Below are 17,817 nucleotides of genomic sequence, written 5' to 3' on the forward strand. Positions count from 1 at the left end.
CAGTTCTCCTCGCTGGCGAGTTCAATTTGCTTAGGTAAACTCCGCGTTTTCGCGTCCCAATAACCCACTCTAAAATATACCCGTGACCGCCGAAAACAAGGATGTATCTACACACGCTTTAAAACCTCTGTGCGTTACAATGCCTTTAACGGTTCGCGTAAACAAAGCGGCGAATTGAGATGTGCGTTTTGCTTGCAGAGGAGCTGCAAAGCGCGCTGCTTCATCCAAAAGCAGTGTTTTTTGCTATCTTATCAATGTTCAATGCACAACAGCCTTCATTAAATGATTTTTGTAACAATAACATTCGACATATATCGCCATGAACCAAAACTGAATTAGGGGGCAGTTTTGGGAAGAAAGAGATAAATACAGGCGTAAAAAGTTGACAACTAGCAAGCAGATGCAAACAAGCAGAGAACCTGTTTGAACACCATAAAATGAAAACCCGGCTAATCGCTGCAAGGCTAAAACGTTAAAAAGTGCTATCCTAGCGACTTATCAACCTATCCCTTACAAAAAATAGCACGGGCTTTCATAACCACTATGAGTAATGCGGATCAGTTTACTTACCTCGCCCACGCATTAAAAAGCAATTAATAACAATCACCTACTTCTTCCCAGACGCCCCATTCACCTGAACTCGATGGCACATCTCCTTTTGTCCACCACTGTGCTTGATAACGAATTGACTCATACACGACCTCCTCACCAGTATTATAAACAGTAGCCACATTCCAGGGCGTTAACTGGCAATTTGGCGGCTCGCTGATTGTCTTTACATCAATCCTAAAGGTAACGCCTAACTGCTTGCTCCAGACTTTATTTCGCGCTAAGTCGTCAGAGTAAACCAGCTCACCACTGGATCCTTTAACACCAACCTGCACTAATTCACCATGTTGTGACATCACAGACTCAGCAAGCTGTTGAGCCCACAACTCTGTCTGTAAGTTAGCCGAAGTCACCTGCAACTTATCAAACACTAACTCATCACCTTGTGCACTAAAGAGACGAAACCAAACCTCATCCCCTTCATTAGCTGTTAACCCATTAGCAATATATTGCTCTAATGCGACCCACTCCTGAGGCTGAGAATCATTAATGATGTTGATGTCACTGCAGTTGTAAAAACCTTCACCAGCAGCATCTTCACGCTGCCAACGGGTATACAGAGTTGCGGGCCCCACTCTATCCAAAGGAACAGAGATCATTATTTGGTAAACCTTTTTCCCATTGACCTCACTGACTCCAACATTGGCTACCTGAGTTATTAGATCCAGCTTCTCCCAGCTAAGCACCTCGTTTGCAACATCAAAGGTCTCATCAGACAGGTAAAACTCCCAGAAACTCGGGTTATGGGGCGTGTGAGCATCAAATATAATGGAGACTTGTCCATTGTTATCAGGAGTTACATCTGTTCGTTGCCAATGCATAGAAGGCGTATCCATGCCGGATTTGTCACTATCGCCACCCGCGCATAACTGTCCGTTTGGAATCGCCTGTTTTACTGCTGCGAGATTGTGATAATCAACCACATTTTCAGAAAATTCATTGTTTTGAACCAACTGCTTAGTTCCAGTCTCTAAAAAGGCCGCCCGACAAGCCAAGTTAGGGATTGCGGATCCATCATCTGGCCACCAATAGCCACCATCATCAACACAGAACTGTTGACGAGCTTTAGGTGAATCCATATACCCGTGGGCATGCAACTCCTGAGTTAACACGCTACTAATAAGCAAGGCACCAAGTAAGGAGGATAAAAATGTTATCTGTTTCATAAGTTTCTCGTTGTTATAAAATGGGAGAAGTGCTGCACTCCCATTGAATATGAAGATGCCTCTTGTAATAAGAGGCAAAAATCATTTAAAGCGACATATTCAGCACATACCGCTCTCTTATCTAGATAGGGTTAATCAATGTTGCAGACAAAATCCCAATCGCCACTTGCTGCACTCGGTTTGGCATTCGTCCACCAAAGTGCAACAAATACTGCAGCTTCATCTTTCATCCTATCTCCACCAATAGCATGACTTGGGTTACCGGCCCAGTCAGTTTGAGGAAAATTAGGGTATGCAAGAATAGTTGCCGGATTCACATTGGCTGCACTGCACAGATCTGATGTTGGTGGTGTAGTGTCTCCACAACCTGGCGCTGTTGGATCAAGCTCACATTCATCTGGCACGGTGTCACCAACTTGACCAAAGTCATAGGTGACCCCATCAAATGTAACAGTGAAGTTCGACGGCATAGATACAGGCAGGTAATACTTAATCGTGCCACCAAAGTCGGCACCTGGTGCAATAGATTTGTAGCTTGGCAGAGTAAACTGCACACGATGAAAGTCATTTTCTAAACCTCCTACGTTACCGGCTCCCATATTTGACCCATCAGATATAACAGTCAAATTCATACCAGATTGATCACTAATTTGAGATGAGGTGGAGGTTGAGATATCAAACTCAAATACTGCGCCACCAGGGATGGTACTTTGACTGTTGTTAGTGATCGTCAAAGTTGGCGTAATTGGGTAGTTACTGTCACCCACTTTATAGCCAGATAAGCTCGCACTCATCGCTATGGTATTAGCCAAGGCTGGAGAGTTACTCACCTTATTGCCATATGGCGTTGCAGCAGCAAATTTGTCGTAAGCAATGGTTGTCATTGTCTCACCGATAAAGTACTCACCTTGACCACCGTTACGCTCTGGATACCAATCAAAATCACCAGCAAGTTCCCAGAACATCACACCACCGATCCCTTTGTCTACGACATACTGAACCTTAGCGTTCATCGCTTGCTCATCTTCAGTAGACAAGTAGACCTTTTTGGCAGGGTTCCAGAGCCATGATGATTGAGCCACATTATCGTAATGACGCTCATAGGTTCCCGTCAGTTGATCGGCAGGATCGTTCGCAGGGTCTAGTCCATAAACGGGCAGATAACTACCAGCAATCCCCTGCTCTAAGTTTTTCGCATGCCACATAGGGTTAGAGCCGGCGAACATCTCATTACCCGCTTTATCAAGATCATGCCAAAGGTTGTCTATTCCCTGTGCACCATAGCCACAGTTGTTATCACCTTCACCCGTTCCATCTGGGCAAGTTGCTTGATCTGGCAGTGCAGCTTTACCCCATAGACCATTAACACCGCCTGTGACTCCCTGCCAACCGCGAGTATAGTAAGGCAAACCTATGTTGATACGCCCAGCAGGCATGGCACCACGGAAGTAGTGGTAAGCCCAGTCAGTATTTAAGTAACCTATCCCACCATATTGCGCCGTTGAATACACATCCCAAAATGCCAATTCGGCATCTTCACCAGTATCAAAAAGCGCAGCATTATGGCCTACAAAATCATTCCAAGCACCATGAAGATCATAACTCATGATGTTAACGTAATCGAGAAAGCGTGACATTTGATACGCTTCCATACCACGCAACAAGTAACCAGAAGCTGGCGCCGCAACAGTTAACATGTAATGTTTACCATCTTGCTTACTGGCAATATCCAACTTCTCCCGCAATGTTTTCATCAGCAAATAATATTGGCCAAACAAGGTAGCCCTTAGGGGATCTGCAACAGCAAAATCATCAGGGTTACCCGACTTAGCCATAGAGGTTGCGTATTCATAATCGATATCTGCACCATCGAAGCCATAAGTCCGTAAGAACTCCACCACAGAATCTGCAAAAGTGTTTATCCCAGCCTGCGTCTTGGTCATCTCGTAGAAGCCACCACTGGCAACTCTCACGCCATTCTCATCAAAATACCCGCCAGTCTCTGCCCAACCACCAATGGAGATGAGCGTTTTCACTTGTGGGTGTAACTTCTTGTATTTATTAAGTAGATTAAAGTGGCCCTGATAACTGTATTCAGGATCCATCTCAGCACCCGCAACACCCGACCATGTCATGCCTGTTGCAGGATTATCGGCGCTATTTGGATTGCCGACAGAGACTTTATTGTCACTATTAACATGAGCAAAGGCGTAGTTGATATGAGTGATCTTATCCCATGGAATATCATTTACCAGATAGCTAGGTTGACCATTGGTGCCATTTCGCCAAGAGGTAAAGTAACCAATCACACGTCGTGCATGATCAGCTCCCATCTTCTCGCGCCCCTGCTCATCATAAATATCACAATAAACTGAGTCCCCCTCTAAACCATCTGGTCGACAAACTTCATGACTCGTGGGTCTGTCACCGACATAACCCATCACGGCAGATGAGAACGTATTTGCCCCTAAGTTATCTGTCGCCTGCGCAGTAATAGAGAGATCGCCGGCCTCTATTCCAGTGTAGAGTGCCGTAAACGGCGCTACTGTATCAGTTTCAATAAGTAGACCATTTGCGTAAAAACTAACACTTACCACCTCACCATCAACATCTTGGGCATCAGCACTAATAGTGAGCTCACCATTGATAGGTAAAGAAAAGTTGGCATTTGGTGCAGATAAAACAACACTGGGTAACTGGTTAGCAGCGCTAACATTGATATTTACCAGCTCAGAGACAGCGCTGTCATTTTGTAGATCAAAAGCACGAGTTTGTAGTGTATGACCCCCTTCCGATGAGGCTATCCAGTTGAACTCATAAGGAGAAGTAAGATCTGTGCCTGAAACCACGCCATCTACAAGCAATTCAAGCTTAGCGATGCTATCACCCACATCGGGATCGGAAGCCGTTGCAGAGATAACAAGATCGTCACCGAAAGTGACAACGCTGTCATTTATAGGCGAAATAATCGAAGTGACAGGAAGTTGATTTTGCCCATTAATAACAATAACTGATACGCTCTGCTCTGTGATGGCACCGTCATTGTCGGTAGCGGTTAGTGTCAGAACCACACTACCCTGCTCTTGAGCAATCCAAGGGGAAGTAACCACAGCCCCATTAGCCGTCCACACCTGAGAAGTTAACGTACCATCACTGTCTGTCACCTCAGCATCAAGAATAACGGAGTCATTTAAGAGAACGCGTGCATCGGCTAAAGGAGAAAGAATATTAACCACTGGGGGTTGATTTGATATGCCATCACATTGACCTAAGGTTTCCCAAACTCCCCATCGTCCAGCCTCAGATGGAGACTCATTCGTTGTCCACCACTTATTTTGATAAAGGCCATTTGATTGTGTGACTTGTGTCGTTGTGGCGTATACGGTATCAGCGGACCAAGGTGCGACCCCTTGGCAATCTGCACCGTGTGCCTGATTGATTCCTAACTGACTTATCAGCCCCGTGCTTATTAGCATAGCTAAACCATAACGCCTGCTAAAATATGCAGTTTTGTTACTCATGGTATTATTCCTATAATGATTAAGTTATACCGAACAACCTAAATATAGAGACAACTCACTCACAACATAACCACGGAGGTAACAGCATCGGCAACATTAATCTACACATAAAACAATGATTTAGTTATCACTTTATCATGTTAATAATGTCATATCTTATAACTGTTTTCTAATTCACATTATTTATCAAACACTAATACACAACATGTAGCCAATTAATGGCGAACCATATTCACGGTTTACGACAGTGGAACAGTCTATTGATGATGAGTAACTGGGAGCATTAAGTGAAAATATGATACTAAAGCACTAAAGTTAAGTCATATCTGCCGCCAGAATGCTTACTTATGATGATAAAACTACACAGTTTAAATCGCATATAAATATTGGCTGAGTTACTTGATACTGCAGTTATTTTAGGTGCTGTTGTGATTTTTCTTGCTTTTGCCTAATAAATTACTCGCAAGCCACTCACCTCGAACAAAGACCTTATACCAATTGGATTAATAACCTGTTAATTCACAGAGAATTCAATGCACTGAAGGCGAGCAGGGAACTTGAAGCTAATAGTTACTCTCGGCTGTAGCAGCCTGCTTCGACCAACCTCCTAAATCCTTTTAGTCGTATATCGAGAGTTTCTGGCGCAACATGCAGTGCTTTGCTATTTGCATCAAACTAACAATAGGTAAAAAATTGCCTATATTTTATTCACTCGAAAAATATCTGTTAGGCTTTGTTTGTTCAACAGAACAGCATTACCACAAATACGGTTAAAAGAATGCTTATCTGAAATAAAAAAAACGGGTAAGCTAGCTCAACTATCGTGATAACGCTTTGAAAGGACAACACCTAATGGGTTCGGTCACCACCAATAAACACGCTAATGGATTAGAATACGTCGATGTTAATACACCTTTGTGTAAGGCTAGGATCTTTATGCAAGGTGCACAGATTGATTACTTTGAACCTGTAGGTAAAAAACCTTTACTTTGGGTATCGAGTGCTGATGACTACACGCCAGGTAACGGCATCCGCGGTGGCATTCCTGTTTGCTGGCCATGGTTTGGCATGAACGAAAATTCAGATTTTCCGCAACATGGCTTTGCCCGTACCCGAATTTGGTCGCTTGAATCAGTCAAGATGCGTGACCAAGTGGTTGATTTAAAATTTACGCTAAAAGTCAGCGAAGAAGATAAACAATACTGGCCTCATGAAACCGACGTAGAACTACTATTCACGTTAAGCGATACGCTATCGGTAAGCTTAGTCAACACCAATCGCTGTGATTATGAAATCAGCTTCACCCAAGCACTACATACTTACTTTCCCATCAAAGATATCCACCAATTAACTGCGACAGGCTTTGCTGGTTCACAATATATTGAATTTGATAACGGCCCTTTCGCTCAAGAAAGTGACCAAGTCGAATTTACTCGTGAAACCGATCGGGTTTATACCCAGCTCAGCCCGGTGCAAGAGCTGCATACGCCCGATGGCATTATTGAAGTCAGCCGTGAAAATAGTACAAGTGCAGTGCTGTGGAACCCTTGGATTGATAAATCGATACGTTTATCTCGCTTTAATAGCGATGACTACCAAACAATGGTTTGCCTAGAAGCGTCGAACGTACTTGAAGATAAAGTGGTGTTAGCGCCAAATGAAAGCCATACATTAACCACACATATTCGCTGGAAAGCCTAATCCCCTACTGTTGTGCTAGCCAGCATTGTCATTGCTGGCTAGCACAAACGCGTTACTCGCCTGTTATTTAATACTCATTGCTGTATAACTTTAGTCTATTCACTCAGCATTTAAACCCAAATCAAGCTGTTGACCTAAAATCGGTGAACTTAGTTGGTTAATCTGTTTTTGTTCATGATGTTCACAATTATGGCTGTTAATTGTGGCAATCGAAAAAACAAAAATTATGAAGAACAATAGATTACCAAATAGAAGGTAAGGAAGATTACCTGAGGTTTTTAACCCTATCGCCACGCATCCGATTAGGTTCAACGCCAGCAATGAAAACATCAAACCGACTAAAATCTCGGTGCTTTCGATAATATGAAAATAATGCAAGATGACCATAAAGACTAATGAGCAAGTGCAAAGCGCGGGAATAAAAATCAACAACCAGCCTAAGTTTTTCAATGTGAACCTCTTTTTCTGTTAAATACTGCTGGCTAAAGCATTCCTAAGTGAAATAAAAACGCTTTAGCCAAAAGAACAGCGACATGCCGCTTAGTGTTGAGCAAGTCAGTAACAAATGGTTCAATATGTAACGGCGAATATAAAAAACAACACTCGGTTATTTGAGCCAACTCACAAGATTGTCATTGTTTAAAAACATAACCTTGTCTAAACAACAGGCTCCTTGTTCATCTATTCAGGTATTAAGTTAAGGTGTTAGAATCGTCTGACTATACTAAAAGTCAGCAAGCTCGCTAAAAACCAATAATGGTTGCGATTTTTAGCTCACAAACAGATGGAACCTTGCGAGTGCAACAGGCAGTACCAAAAAGCTGGCGACAGAAAGCCGCCCGATATTTAACGATCTCCTTTATCAGCCTAGTGGCGCTTGTTGCTATCGCCGGGCTTGTGGCGCTTAGGTATTATGAAAGGGTCACAATCGATGTCGCAAATCAGTTTTTATCAGCCTATAACACTCAAGTGCACCAACTTAGCTTCAAGCCACAAAGCTTAACCCAATGGCACGTAACAAGCGCTGAACTCACCATTGATAACACGGATATAACCCTTAATGACCTCAACTTAGTCTTTGATAAAAATACAAAACCTTGGGCTTTTAATGTCAGTGATTTAAAGGCGTTATCGGTTGAAGACGTACAGGTAAAGCTCTCATTAAACGCATTGATACTGTCAGATAAAGCACCGAATGAAACCGGGCGGACCATCGGCCTTAACTTTGATGCATTGCCAGATATTAAGGTTAAACAAACTCATATCACGCTAAAAGGCATTGAAGACTCGGCGCTATCTTTAACCCTTCATGATCTTAGTTTGAATAATTCCGGCGAGTTATCTAGCCAAATAGATGTGAATCACCAACGGCTACTCACTTTAACTGCCGAGCTTGATAACAAACACTGGCAAGCTAAATCCAACATAGATCTAACCTTATTACAGGATTTCACGCGTCAGTTGGCCGCCAGTGAACGCGCCCTCTTGCGAAAAAGCCACAAAGAATCCTCAACGCAGGTACAACATAGCCTGCTGACGCCACTTTATGATTTGGTACAAACCCTCGACGATAAAAATTTGATCCTTAAAGCGACATTAGACTCACAGCTCGCACTTGACCTCAAAACTGCGCAGCTAACATCTACACACCATTTACATGGACTTAGCCTTACGCTTAGGGATTTCGCGGACCTAACGCTACAACCCGTTGCTTTGGTAGCAACAACTAAAAGTGCAAAGTCCCCTGACTCGATTGAGTTTGCTATCAATGGCAATATTGCACAGCCAGTGCTGACGTTAGCCCCCTTAAAACTGCCTGTGGCATTTACGACAAAAACTGCAACTAAAACGACAACGCCTAATAAACAAGATAGCCAGTTAACTCAAATCATTAATAAGCTTAATGACAAGCCGTTTGAAGCAGCGCTGCTAAATCTCTATCAAGAACTTAAGTTAAACAGTCATAGCGCACCTCAGTTACTGATAAGCCTCAACCAAGCATTAACGTATCAATTAGCTACAAGCTCATTGTTAGTGCCTGAAATTGATATTGCCATCATAAACAGTAAAATTGACGCAAAACTCACACTTGATGCTTTGTCATATCACATGCCAGCAAGTAACCAGTTTACCCTCGCTAGCCATTGGCAATTTAAAGCGCAACATCAACAGCCTATTAGCCTTAATCAGCTATGGCCAACGTTACAAGAACTCCCCTATCAGGTTGAAATCGACGGCGCATTACTTGAACTTAGTGGTGATGTCAGTGCGAGTAAAAACCAAGCTGAGCTTAGCTACGCAGTTAACGTAAATCCATCGTCGACACAACAAACCCAGGGCATAAGTATCAGCAGCCAGCCGCTGTTACTTGCCAAAGAAGCCAAAGCTCAAAGCCATTCCGAGCTACTAGCCCGTATAGGGCACACCCAAATCAATATTGATTCACTATTAACTTACCAATACAGCCAAGGCGGTACTCACCTAACAATTCCGAGTGTGAGCTACCAATTAACCAATCTTGCAGGCGAACTCGCGTTAAAAAATAACATATCAGCTGCAGATGAAACCTATAAGTTTGTCCTCAATAACGCCGATTTAGCACTGTCAGAGCCACTATCGCTGAACTTAACCACCAGCTTATTGAATGGCAAACCGCCTAAGTCAATATTGAGCCAAATATTAGACCATCAATTAAGCAATCAATTTACCTTAAACTTAAGCCAACTCAGCCTTGATAAAACAACTTATGCTCATGGTAATAGGGTAAATTCAATTAAACGTAAAAAGCACACTAAACAAAAACTGTTAAACTTCGATACCATAGAGTTGTCGCAATCGCTCGCCTTAAATAAACGCAAGCTCACTAGCGAAGAAGTTTGGCAAATTAATGACCTGCTATTTAACAGCCAACATCAACTCCTCACGTCAGCCGCTAACTTTAGCCCATTTACATTAGTCGGAGATTGGCAGTTTAATAGTGAATTTGCGCCCATTCTTCGTTTTCTCAGTCAGACAGATAGCTTACCGGATGCACTTGAAATCCAAGGTAATGCAGAACTAAATATGCATTACCAGCTGAGCAAAAATAAGAGCACACAGTTTGCATTAACCTTTGACCCAAAAGTGAATGACATTAAGGGCAGTATTAACTTGCTACCTTTTGAAGCTGGCAATATGGATACGCAATGCCAGTTTAATTGGCAGCAAAATCAAGAACATAAACGAGCCAGCCAATTCAACTGTGATAACGTCACTTTATCGTTAAAAGCCTTTAATCCAGGCGTATTAATCACAGATATAAACGCAGAGGCAGCAGTTGCCTTTAGCAGCGAATCGAAAGTAGCGCCGTTAACTGACTCTGAAGCTCAGTCAGGAACTGAATCAAGTCAGCAAAATTTAGCTTTAGCCCAACAGCTCCTCGGGGTTAAACAAGCTTCAGTGAACCTCACCGCTAAGGGCGATCTACTCGGTGGGCAGCTACTTATCCCTCAATTTGAAGTAAACTTAAATAAGCCCTCTTCAGCCTATTTTGTATTGCAGAAGATAGATCTCGCAGAGCTACTGGCGCTGCAACCACTCACTGGGGTGTATGCCGATGGCATTTTTGATGGCGTATTGCCCGTTAGTATAGAAGCAGGCAAAGCCAGTGTCAGCGGCGGTAAGCTTGCCGCGCGCGCACCTGGCGGCTTGATCGCTATAGGCAATAACCCAGCAGTTGAGCAGATGCGCCAAAGCCAGCCTTACCTAGAGTTTGCCTTTGCAACGCTAGAACATTTAGATTATACAGAGCTTTCAAGTACCTTTGATATGACAGCTGCAGGTGATGCGACATTGAAAGTTAATGTTAAAGGCCGCAGTCAAGGTGTTGAACGACCGATTCACTTCAACTATTCTCAAGAAGAGAATATGATCCAGTTACTTAGGAGTTTGCAGATTGGTGATAATTTGCAAAATCAGATAGAAAAAGCAGTGAAATAGCTTGTAGTTCGCGCATTGAGTCATGTATCAATTGCCTTGTTACAAAACCGTTTAGAAAGCCACTTAAGGAAAGGATAAGCCAATGAAAGCATTGCATGATCCTATAAAACGAAATTCTATAGCTCAACGCTTGAAAATATCAGGCTCGAAGGTAAACAGCCCGAAAATTTTATTAAGCATTATGCTAGCAATGTATGCCCTCGTCGGCTGCAGCCCAACAGTAAAGATTGAGCCACCAGATAAACCAATTGTGATTAACCTCAATGTGAAAATTGAGCATGAAATCAAGATCAAGGTCGATAAAGAGCTAGATCAACTACTCGCCAACGATGAACTTTTCTAAGCAGAGCCATTAAGGAGAACCCCATGAAGTCAAAAATTCTTATACTGGTTGCGAGTCTTATTCTCAGCTTTAATGCCTTTGCTATTTCTTTGCAAGATGCCAAAGCTCAAGGTTTAGTCGGCGAACAAGCAAATGGCTATTTAGGCGCAGTAAAAAGCTCTGCAGATGCCAAAGCCGTTGTTAGCTCTGTTAATTCTAAGCGCAAAGCTCACTATGAAAAAATAGCAAAACAGAACCGAATTTCGGTAAACGATGTCGCTAAACTGGCAGCAGAAAAAGCCATAAAAGCAACAAATAAAGGCCACTACATTAAAAGCCAATCTGGTAAATGGGTTAAAAAGTAATAGTTAAACACCCAATCGAATGCGCCGTTAAACCGATTGTTAACGGCGTAATCCCCCGCTACGCCCTTTTCTTTTTACCATTTCCCACTCGTCACTGCATTACTGCCCAAGTTACCTATAACGTTCACTTTACCGTTATAGCAATCAGTATAAACATTTGGTTATAAGCATTTGGTTATAAGCATTTGGTTATAAGCATCAACTAATAAATTGTTTAACTGCATTAACAATCGTTTTATCATCGATTGTTAGCTAACTTGCCATTTCATTGAGCATTAAATTTCGAATAAAAGGATTTAACTTGAAAAAAATAATACTATTTTGCCTACTTGCTTCCAGTTCAGTTTTCTCTGAAGAGCATGATCACAAACAATTTCTTTTAGAAGCTGTAAAAATAGGTAATCAAATACAAGAACAAACAAAAGGTAAAAGTTTAGTTGATAAAATTTCATTCATTGAAGGCTTTGCTAAAGAGTTTTCTAACAACCCCATCGCTTTAGATATTATTATGCAAGAGCTTAGTGTTGAGTATTCTTTTGCAGGCTCACATAGAAAAGCCTTAATTGCTAGAGATAAAACTGCTCAAATAGAAAATTCTAGCTTTGAAGATTTAACTAGCTATAAAGAAAAAGACGCAGTAGTTGAAATTTTGGAACGGGCTAAAATACATCAAATTGTAATGGTCAATGAAGCTCATGATATCGCACAACACAGGGTATTAACTTATCGTCTACTCACAGGATTGTGGGATCAAGGATATCGCTACTTTGCTGCTGAGGCTCTAAGTAGCTCATCATCAGAACAAATTGATAAAGGCTTTATTACTAATCAAGTTGGGTATTACACACGTGAAGCTTTATATGCAAACCTAATACTTAAAGCAAAAGACTTAGGTTTCAACATAATTTCATATGACCAACATAAACCAGCCAAGCTAAATACGATTGATGAGCGTGAAACTAACGCTGGGCTAACTATCAAAGAAGAAATCTTTGATAAAGATCCTGATGCCAAGGTGGTTATCCATGTTGGGTATTCTCATATAAATGAAGAAGAATGGTTAGCAAGTAAACTTAAAAGCATTATCAACCTCGAAACACTGACTATTGACCAAACTACACGAATAGAACGAAGCAGCACAAAATACGAACACCCAACATTTACAAAAACTGTTAAGAGTGTGGAATTACAAGGACCATTTATTTATGTAAAAGGTAATGAAACTTGGAGTTCTGATTCAAATAAATGGGATATATCTGTTTTTTGGCCAAGAACACGCTATCTTAATGGGCGTCCTAAATGGGCCTCATTAAATAGAAAAACACACGATTTAGCCTCAAACGAATGTAAAAACTTGTACCCTTGTATGGTTGAAGTATTTAAATTCAATTATACAGATGAAGTGCCCTTGGATAGAATTATCATTTCGTCGAAAGAAGAACTCAAGACAGTATTCTTGTCTCAAGGAAATAATATTATTGTAACTAGTGATAGCAATGGGAATCAGATTGAAAAAATTACCGTACAGAATTAAAAGTTAGCTAACAAGCTGTTAGAAAAGGACAAAAAACAGTTGGTTTTGCTCCTTCGTCGCTAATTTTAACCAACTATTTTTTGCCTGTTAACAGGGCGATAGCAAGATAGTATTATACCAATACATAACAGGGCGTTATGTTATCTAAAAAGCAAGGAGCAATTTTGTTTAAGCACACTATCGTCATTATTATCGGCTTTACGCTCACCTCGTGCGCCACTGTTGCTGAACAATCGACAAAAACAGTAGATGCAAGCACTTCAGTTCTGCCTGCTCGTCACCATGTGACCAATCAAGATACCAACCAAGCGACCACAGCGAGCGCTGCCAATAACCGCCACAATGCACTGATCTCGGATTTTGATTATTTAGCCCTTAAGCTTGAATTCATTAAACTCGATAGTAATAAAATTGATTTTATTACTTCACAACAAGATAAGTTCGCAAGCCATTTCAATTTTGATGACATCAGCTTACTACTTAGCAAATTACAACATGACTCGAGTAAATTATCCCTAGTCGAAAGCTTAGCGCCCTATGCTAACAAGCCCACTAAGCAACAAATCGCAAATCTACTCAAACAATTTAAATTTTCCAGTACCAAAGCAGAGGTACTGAAAATCATCTAAGTCTAAGCTAATTTGCAGCCTGAGTTGATGAAGGCTGCAGCCCATATTCACATTAATAAAATAGGGAGACACTGTGAAGTCGTTAATAATAGCAGGCACACTCACAGCGATAGCAGCATTGATACACTTGGCGATTATTGTTGGTGGCGGTGATTGGTATCGCTTTTTTGGCGCAGGTGAACAGATGGCGCAAATGGATGAACAAGGCTCGCTTTATCCGGCCACATTAACTTTTGTTATCGCTTGTGTGCTTGCCACATGGAGCGCATATGCTTTTTCTGCCGCTAATGTCATAAGGAAACTGCCTTTTACAAAAATTATCTTACTACTGATTAGCTTAATCTTTTTATCAAGAGGTCTCTTAGCCATCCCAGTGGTCATGTATGCCGACTCCCCGTACATGGCAGAGCTCGCTAACAACATGACCTTTATGTTGGTGACATCATTAACCTGCTTAGTAATTGGCAGCCTATATGCCAGCGGTACATATCGATTATTTAAGCAGCAATGATTCAATTAAAATCTAACCAAACAAAAAAGGAATGTCATAAATGGAATTTATTGAGCCGTACCTAATTACGGTGTTAGTTTTAGGCTTAACCGGCGCACTGTTTTGGTTACAACTCGCCGTTGTCGATGTAGCCGCCATTAAGCTAAAGCACACACCGGGTTTTAATATAGAGCAAAACCACAATCATTTTTTGTTTAGGGCAAACCGGGCGTTTGCTAACAGCAATGAAAGCGTTGGGATCCTTGTACTATTGACGCTGTTTGCAATCTTGTCCGCTGCTGATGCAAGCTGGCTAAATACCTGCTCTATCATCTATTTAGTTGGACGCTGTAGCCATATGCTATGTTATTACTTTAATTTCAAAGCGGCTCGAAGCGCCTCATTCGCGATCAGTTTTTGTGCCCTACTGGCAATATTTGTTGTCGGGCTTCAAGCTTGGCTATAAGTACAATTACAGCTTATTAAACTGTTTATCGAGCAGCGCTTCTAGTAATAAGTTGCCCTGCTCGTTTACTCTAAACTGGCCATATTCGGCCTGCTCATACCGCTGCGCTTGCCCCTCTTCAAAGAAATAGGCATTACTGGCAAACTTAATACGATGTTGACGCCACCGATAACAGATATGAACCCAATTATCTTGCTTATCACTTACTCCCTGTTGGTCACTCGCTTCGTCGACTGATACTAGGCTGGCTACCTGATTTTTATCAAGGGCAACCGTAATTATGCCATTGTTAGCACCTTCAGTGATCAACGGGTTAACTTGTGCGGCGAGTTCATAATTGAGCACCATATAATCCCCTTGCATAAGTGAGCGAGGATCAACTGGCGCTAACGCTAAACGCACAATCTTTCCTTGGGCTAAATGCTGCTCTTTTTGATAAATATCCCAATTAACTACGCCAAGCACAGCCAGTAATCTCGCGATCACCACATAGCAGCTTAATGGCAACAGGGGTTTGGTCTGTGTGTGTTTTGCATTCATATCTTTTTCATCGCTCTCAATGGCAGTGTGTGTTGTCATGTAGCTCCTTTTGACGTGCCGTGCCAAGCTAAGCTGCTTGTTTAGGTGTAAGTAGCATTTTAGTCACGGCGATTTTCACCAGCAGTAATATGACGCCCAGCCCAACTAACCACATTGATTTATCAAGCAGCGGTAGTTGCAAACTATAGTAATACCAAGCAATGAAGCTCAATATCCCCACTATCCCTAAGCTCAATATCAAGCGTTCACCAATATAAAAGCCAACGACCAACACTAACACTGCGCTTAATAAGCCGGTTATAGGGATCGCTAGCAACGCCAGTAATATGGATCCAATAAAACATAAGATCGCCTGCTTACTGTTTAAGGGGACTGCCAACGTTTTAAGAATTGTGACCAGTAAATAAAGGCTAATCGCTAATGTAGTCATAACCGACACAGGGTTTGACCATGATGCCAATATTGGCAAGTCATTATGATTTAGCCATGACGCATCGGCCAACAATAGCGGCATTTGAACCAACACCAGCCAGACAGCAAGCATATAGCCTAGAGCACTTAATCGACCAAATAGCCAAACGGCGCGATTATGATTGAGCCACAACAAGCTAAACGCCACGCTGAACATGGCCGGTACCCACTCCAGGATCTGTAGCTGATAACATATAGCAACAGCGCAGCCAATCATGGCGAAACTCATAATGAGTTGATGACTGTAGTGGCTAATTACAAGCCAATGCAGCAATAACACTAGGCCAAAGCTGACGTACCAAGCGATGCCATCATCAATTTCAAACCAACCACTTAAACCATAAGCTAATGACAACAAGCCACATAGGCTCAAAGCTAACGCCATCTGATTAACAAACAGTTGTTGGCTCTGATTACTGCGATAAATCGCTATCGCCACCACGCAATAGCTTGCCCCAGCTAATGTGGCAAAAGGCGTATCGAGATCGTCAAAAAACAAACCAAAAAAAGTGATGGTAAACGCCAAGGTAAAAAGAGAAGCAACCCAAGCAGCAATAGATTGTAAAAATTGAATGTACCAAGGACTAGATAGGCCCAACTCAGGGAGCGCTTGCTCGCTGGCATCATTTTTAGCTGTATCTTGAGCAGAAACCACTGACCAAAGTGCTTGCTGAGTCTGTTGATTATTGGCGTTAAAACGCCCCTTAAAAAGTTCAGTTAGCATCCATTAGCCCTCCTTCATTAAAGGCTTTGTAACGCTGCTTAAGCCATAGTGTCACCATGGTAGCTGAACCGATTATCGACACACCTAAAACTAAAAACATGCCAACAGGATCGTCGCCTTCTAGCGCAGCACGAATAAGCATGCAATTACCTACCGCGACCAAGCTAAAGCCGCCTAAAGTAAGTGCAAAAATGTCATTTAGTAGATGGTTATAAACAAAGAAACTGACGCTGATAACGGCTATATAAATCAATAACCATATGCCGCTACTCCAGTCGAAAAGCGACTCGATAGCCAGCATAGTTGTCACGCCAATCACCAGCAGTAGGCTAAGTTGTTGCATTAGCGGCGCGTTAAAGCGTTGCTTATTAACCCACCTAGCAATAGATAATGACTCAAACTTGCTACCTAAAAACAAACAAGCGAGATGCAGCATCAGGTTTAAGGTAAATAAGCCCGTCATAACCCTATCAGTGCCAAATATCAGCCGACCAGAACCCGGAAACGCATCAAAATAAAGTAATAGCGCAACATTCATTAATATTCCGACTAGCAACCAAAGTAGCTCTGAGCCAGCTACCAAGGCTAACGGTAAAATGAACACAGCCCAAAGCGCAAAAAGTTGCCATGGGTCGGCGCCAGTTTGATAGGTTTCCCCAACAAGTGCCAGCAAGCTGCCAATGATTAAACAGATAAGCAGCAGTACTGCATTGGCGGCAGTGTAACCAAAGCCATCATGGTCACTGCGACTCAATGCACGCCTACGGATAAATAGGTATAGCGCTAATGCAGCCAATAAACAGCTCTGAACCAGAGCAAAACGGCTAAAGTGACTCATTTCTTGCCAATTAGCTGCCACAAAGAAAATAATGCCAGAGCCAAGCAACAGCCCTGCAAGCCAGGTCAGCATTAAATTTACAAGCGCCAGCCATTGCGCCGATGTGGGATAAATACTGTTATCTTGCCGCACATGCTCCAGTGCCGCTTTCAGGCCTTCACTGGAGATCTGCTGTTTTTCAAACCAACGCCTTAGCGTAGATTTATAATTATTCACCTATCGATTCCTTTCTTATTAAAGCTAATAACCATTTACCGCACATGAGTTATTGAAAAACATACTTAAACTAAACAACACCTTATCGAGATTTTTATACTAAAAAAAGGTGCCAGTGGCACCTTTAATCAAAATAGGTATACAAATGATAATGGAGCGTGCGACATGAGGTCGTATGAAGCGCTGTCCACCGCTTAATAGAGTGGACCATCTGTATCACCAGATGAACCTAGGAGCCTGAATAAAG

13 protein-coding genes are annotated in these 17,817 nt (G+C 42.1%); 8 read left to right on the forward strand and 5 right to left on the reverse strand.

What is annotated here, in order from left to right; translation table 11 throughout:
- Nucleotides 1–593 precede the first annotated feature (593 nt).
- Entirely contained in the window at nt 594–1,775 is a 1,182-nt protein-coding gene (locus L2748_RS19850; protein ID WP_220782388.1) for a lytic polysaccharide monooxygenase, read from the reverse strand.
- Nucleotides 1,776–1,906: 131 nt separating this feature from the next.
- Nucleotides 1,907–5,296, reverse strand: coding sequence for a chitinase C-terminal domain-containing protein (locus L2748_RS19855; RefSeq protein WP_220782387.1), 3,390 nt, complete (start codon nt 5,294–5,296; stop codon nt 1,907–1,909).
- Between the two features lie 852 nt (nt 5,297–6,148).
- On the opposite strand from L2748_RS19855, the gene L2748_RS19860 reads away from it, so the two are divergent.
- The 8 genes from L2748_RS19860 (at nt 6,149) to L2748_RS19895 (ending at nt 14,781) form a co-directional block, all read left to right on the forward strand.
- Nucleotides 6,149–6,997, forward strand: a complete 849-nt coding sequence (locus L2748_RS19860) for a D-hexose-6-phosphate mutarotase (RefSeq protein ID WP_220782386.1) — start codon at nt 6,149–6,151, stop codon at nt 6,995–6,997.
- 798 nt (nt 6,998–7,795) lie between these two features.
- Nucleotides 7,796–10,975 carry an intermembrane phospholipid transport YdbH family protein gene (locus L2748_RS24555; RefSeq protein WP_246616222.1) on the forward strand — a complete coding sequence of 1,060 codons (3,180 nt, stop codon included), beginning with the start codon at nt 7,796–7,798 and terminating at the stop codon, nt 10,973–10,975.
- 181 nt (nt 10,976–11,156) lie between these two features.
- Nucleotides 11,157–11,318: a YnbE family lipoprotein gene (locus tag L2748_RS19870; protein ID WP_220782397.1), complete on the forward strand. Its 162-nt coding sequence runs from the start codon at nt 11,157–11,159 to the stop codon at nt 11,316–11,318.
- Between the two features lie 23 nt (nt 11,319–11,341).
- Complete coding sequence (locus L2748_RS19875; protein WP_220782384.1) at nt 11,342–11,662, forward strand: YdbL family probable chaperone protein; 321 nt, start codon at nt 11,342–11,344, stop codon at nt 11,660–11,662.
- A gap of 301 nt (nt 11,663–11,963) precedes the next feature.
- Nucleotides 11,964–13,196: a hypothetical protein gene (locus L2748_RS19880; protein ID WP_220782383.1), complete on the forward strand. Its 1,233-nt coding sequence runs from the start codon at nt 11,964–11,966 to the stop codon at nt 13,194–13,196.
- A gap of 164 nt (nt 13,197–13,360) precedes the next feature.
- Nucleotides 13,361–13,825 carry a DUF4476 domain-containing protein gene (locus L2748_RS19885; protein WP_248957729.1) on the forward strand — a complete coding sequence of 155 codons (465 nt, stop codon included), beginning with the start codon at nt 13,361–13,363 and terminating at the stop codon, nt 13,823–13,825.
- Nucleotides 13,826–13,898: 73 nt separating this feature from the next.
- Nucleotides 13,899–14,336 (forward strand): hypothetical protein, encoded by a 438-nt coding sequence (locus L2748_RS19890; protein ID WP_220783466.1) that lies wholly within the window; start codon nt 13,899–13,901, stop codon nt 14,334–14,336.
- Between the two features lie 40 nt (nt 14,337–14,376).
- Nucleotides 14,377–14,781 carry an MAPEG family protein gene (locus L2748_RS19895; RefSeq protein WP_220783465.1) on the forward strand — a complete coding sequence of 135 codons (405 nt, stop codon included), beginning with the start codon at nt 14,377–14,379 and terminating at the stop codon, nt 14,779–14,781.
- 6 nt (nt 14,782–14,787) lie between these two features.
- Here L2748_RS19895 and L2748_RS19900 read toward each other — a convergent pair whose 3' ends face one another.
- From L2748_RS19900 to L2748_RS19910, 3 genes are read right to left on the reverse strand one after another with little or no spacing between them, the layout of a single operon-like run.
- The gene (locus tag L2748_RS19900; RefSeq protein WP_246616293.1) at nt 14,788–15,360 is read right to left on the reverse strand and encodes a GDYXXLXY domain-containing protein; all 573 of its coding nucleotides are present in this window, start codon (nt 15,358–15,360) and stop codon (nt 14,788–14,790) included.
- A 28-nt stretch (nt 15,361–15,388) separates the two neighbouring features.
- On the reverse strand, nt 15,389–16,516 hold the full coding sequence (locus tag L2748_RS19905) for a DUF4401 domain-containing protein (RefSeq protein ID WP_220783464.1): 1,128 nt from the start codon (nt 16,514–16,516) through the stop codon (nt 15,389–15,391).
- Nucleotides 16,506–17,570, reverse strand: coding sequence for a DUF2157 domain-containing protein (locus L2748_RS19910; protein WP_220783463.1), 1,065 nt, complete (start codon nt 17,568–17,570; stop codon nt 16,506–16,508). Before L2748_RS19910 ends, L2748_RS19905 begins: the two co-directional genes overlap by 11 nt.
- Nucleotides 17,571–17,817 lie beyond the last annotated feature (247 nt).

The sequence above is a fragment of the Shewanella sairae genome, assembly GCF_023283535.1.
Taxonomy (GTDB): Bacteria; Pseudomonadota; Gammaproteobacteria; order Enterobacterales; family Shewanellaceae; genus Shewanella; species Shewanella sairae.

Bases quoted from the DNA above. Each gene is read 5' to 3' on its own strand.
- L2748_RS19870 (WP_220782397.1), top strand. From the start codon at position 11,157: ATGCTAGCAATGTATGCCCTCGTCGGCTGCAGCCCAACAGTAAAGATT.
- L2748_RS19860 (WP_220782386.1), top strand. From the start codon at position 6,149: ATGGGTTCGGTCACCACCAATAAACACGCTAATGGATTAGAATACGTC.
- L2748_RS19850 (WP_220782388.1), bottom strand. From the start codon at position 1,775: ATGAAACAGATAACATTTTTATCCTCCTTACTTGGTGCCTTGCTTATT.
- L2748_RS19905 (WP_220783464.1), bottom strand. From the start codon at position 16,516: ATGCTAACTGAACTTTTTAAGGGGCGTTTTAACGCCAATAATCAACAG.
- L2748_RS19875 (WP_220782384.1), top strand. From the start codon at position 11,342: ATGAAGTCAAAAATTCTTATACTGGTTGCGAGTCTTATTCTCAGCTTT.
- L2748_RS19895 (WP_220783465.1), top strand. From the start codon at position 14,377: ATGGAATTTATTGAGCCGTACCTAATTACGGTGTTAGTTTTAGGCTTA.
- L2748_RS19900 (WP_246616293.1), bottom strand. From the start codon at position 15,360: ATGACAACACACACTGCCATTGAGAGCGATGAAAAAGATATGAATGCA.
- L2748_RS19855 (WP_220782387.1), bottom strand. From the start codon at position 5,296: ATGAGTAACAAAACTGCATATTTTAGCAGGCGTTATGGTTTAGCTATG.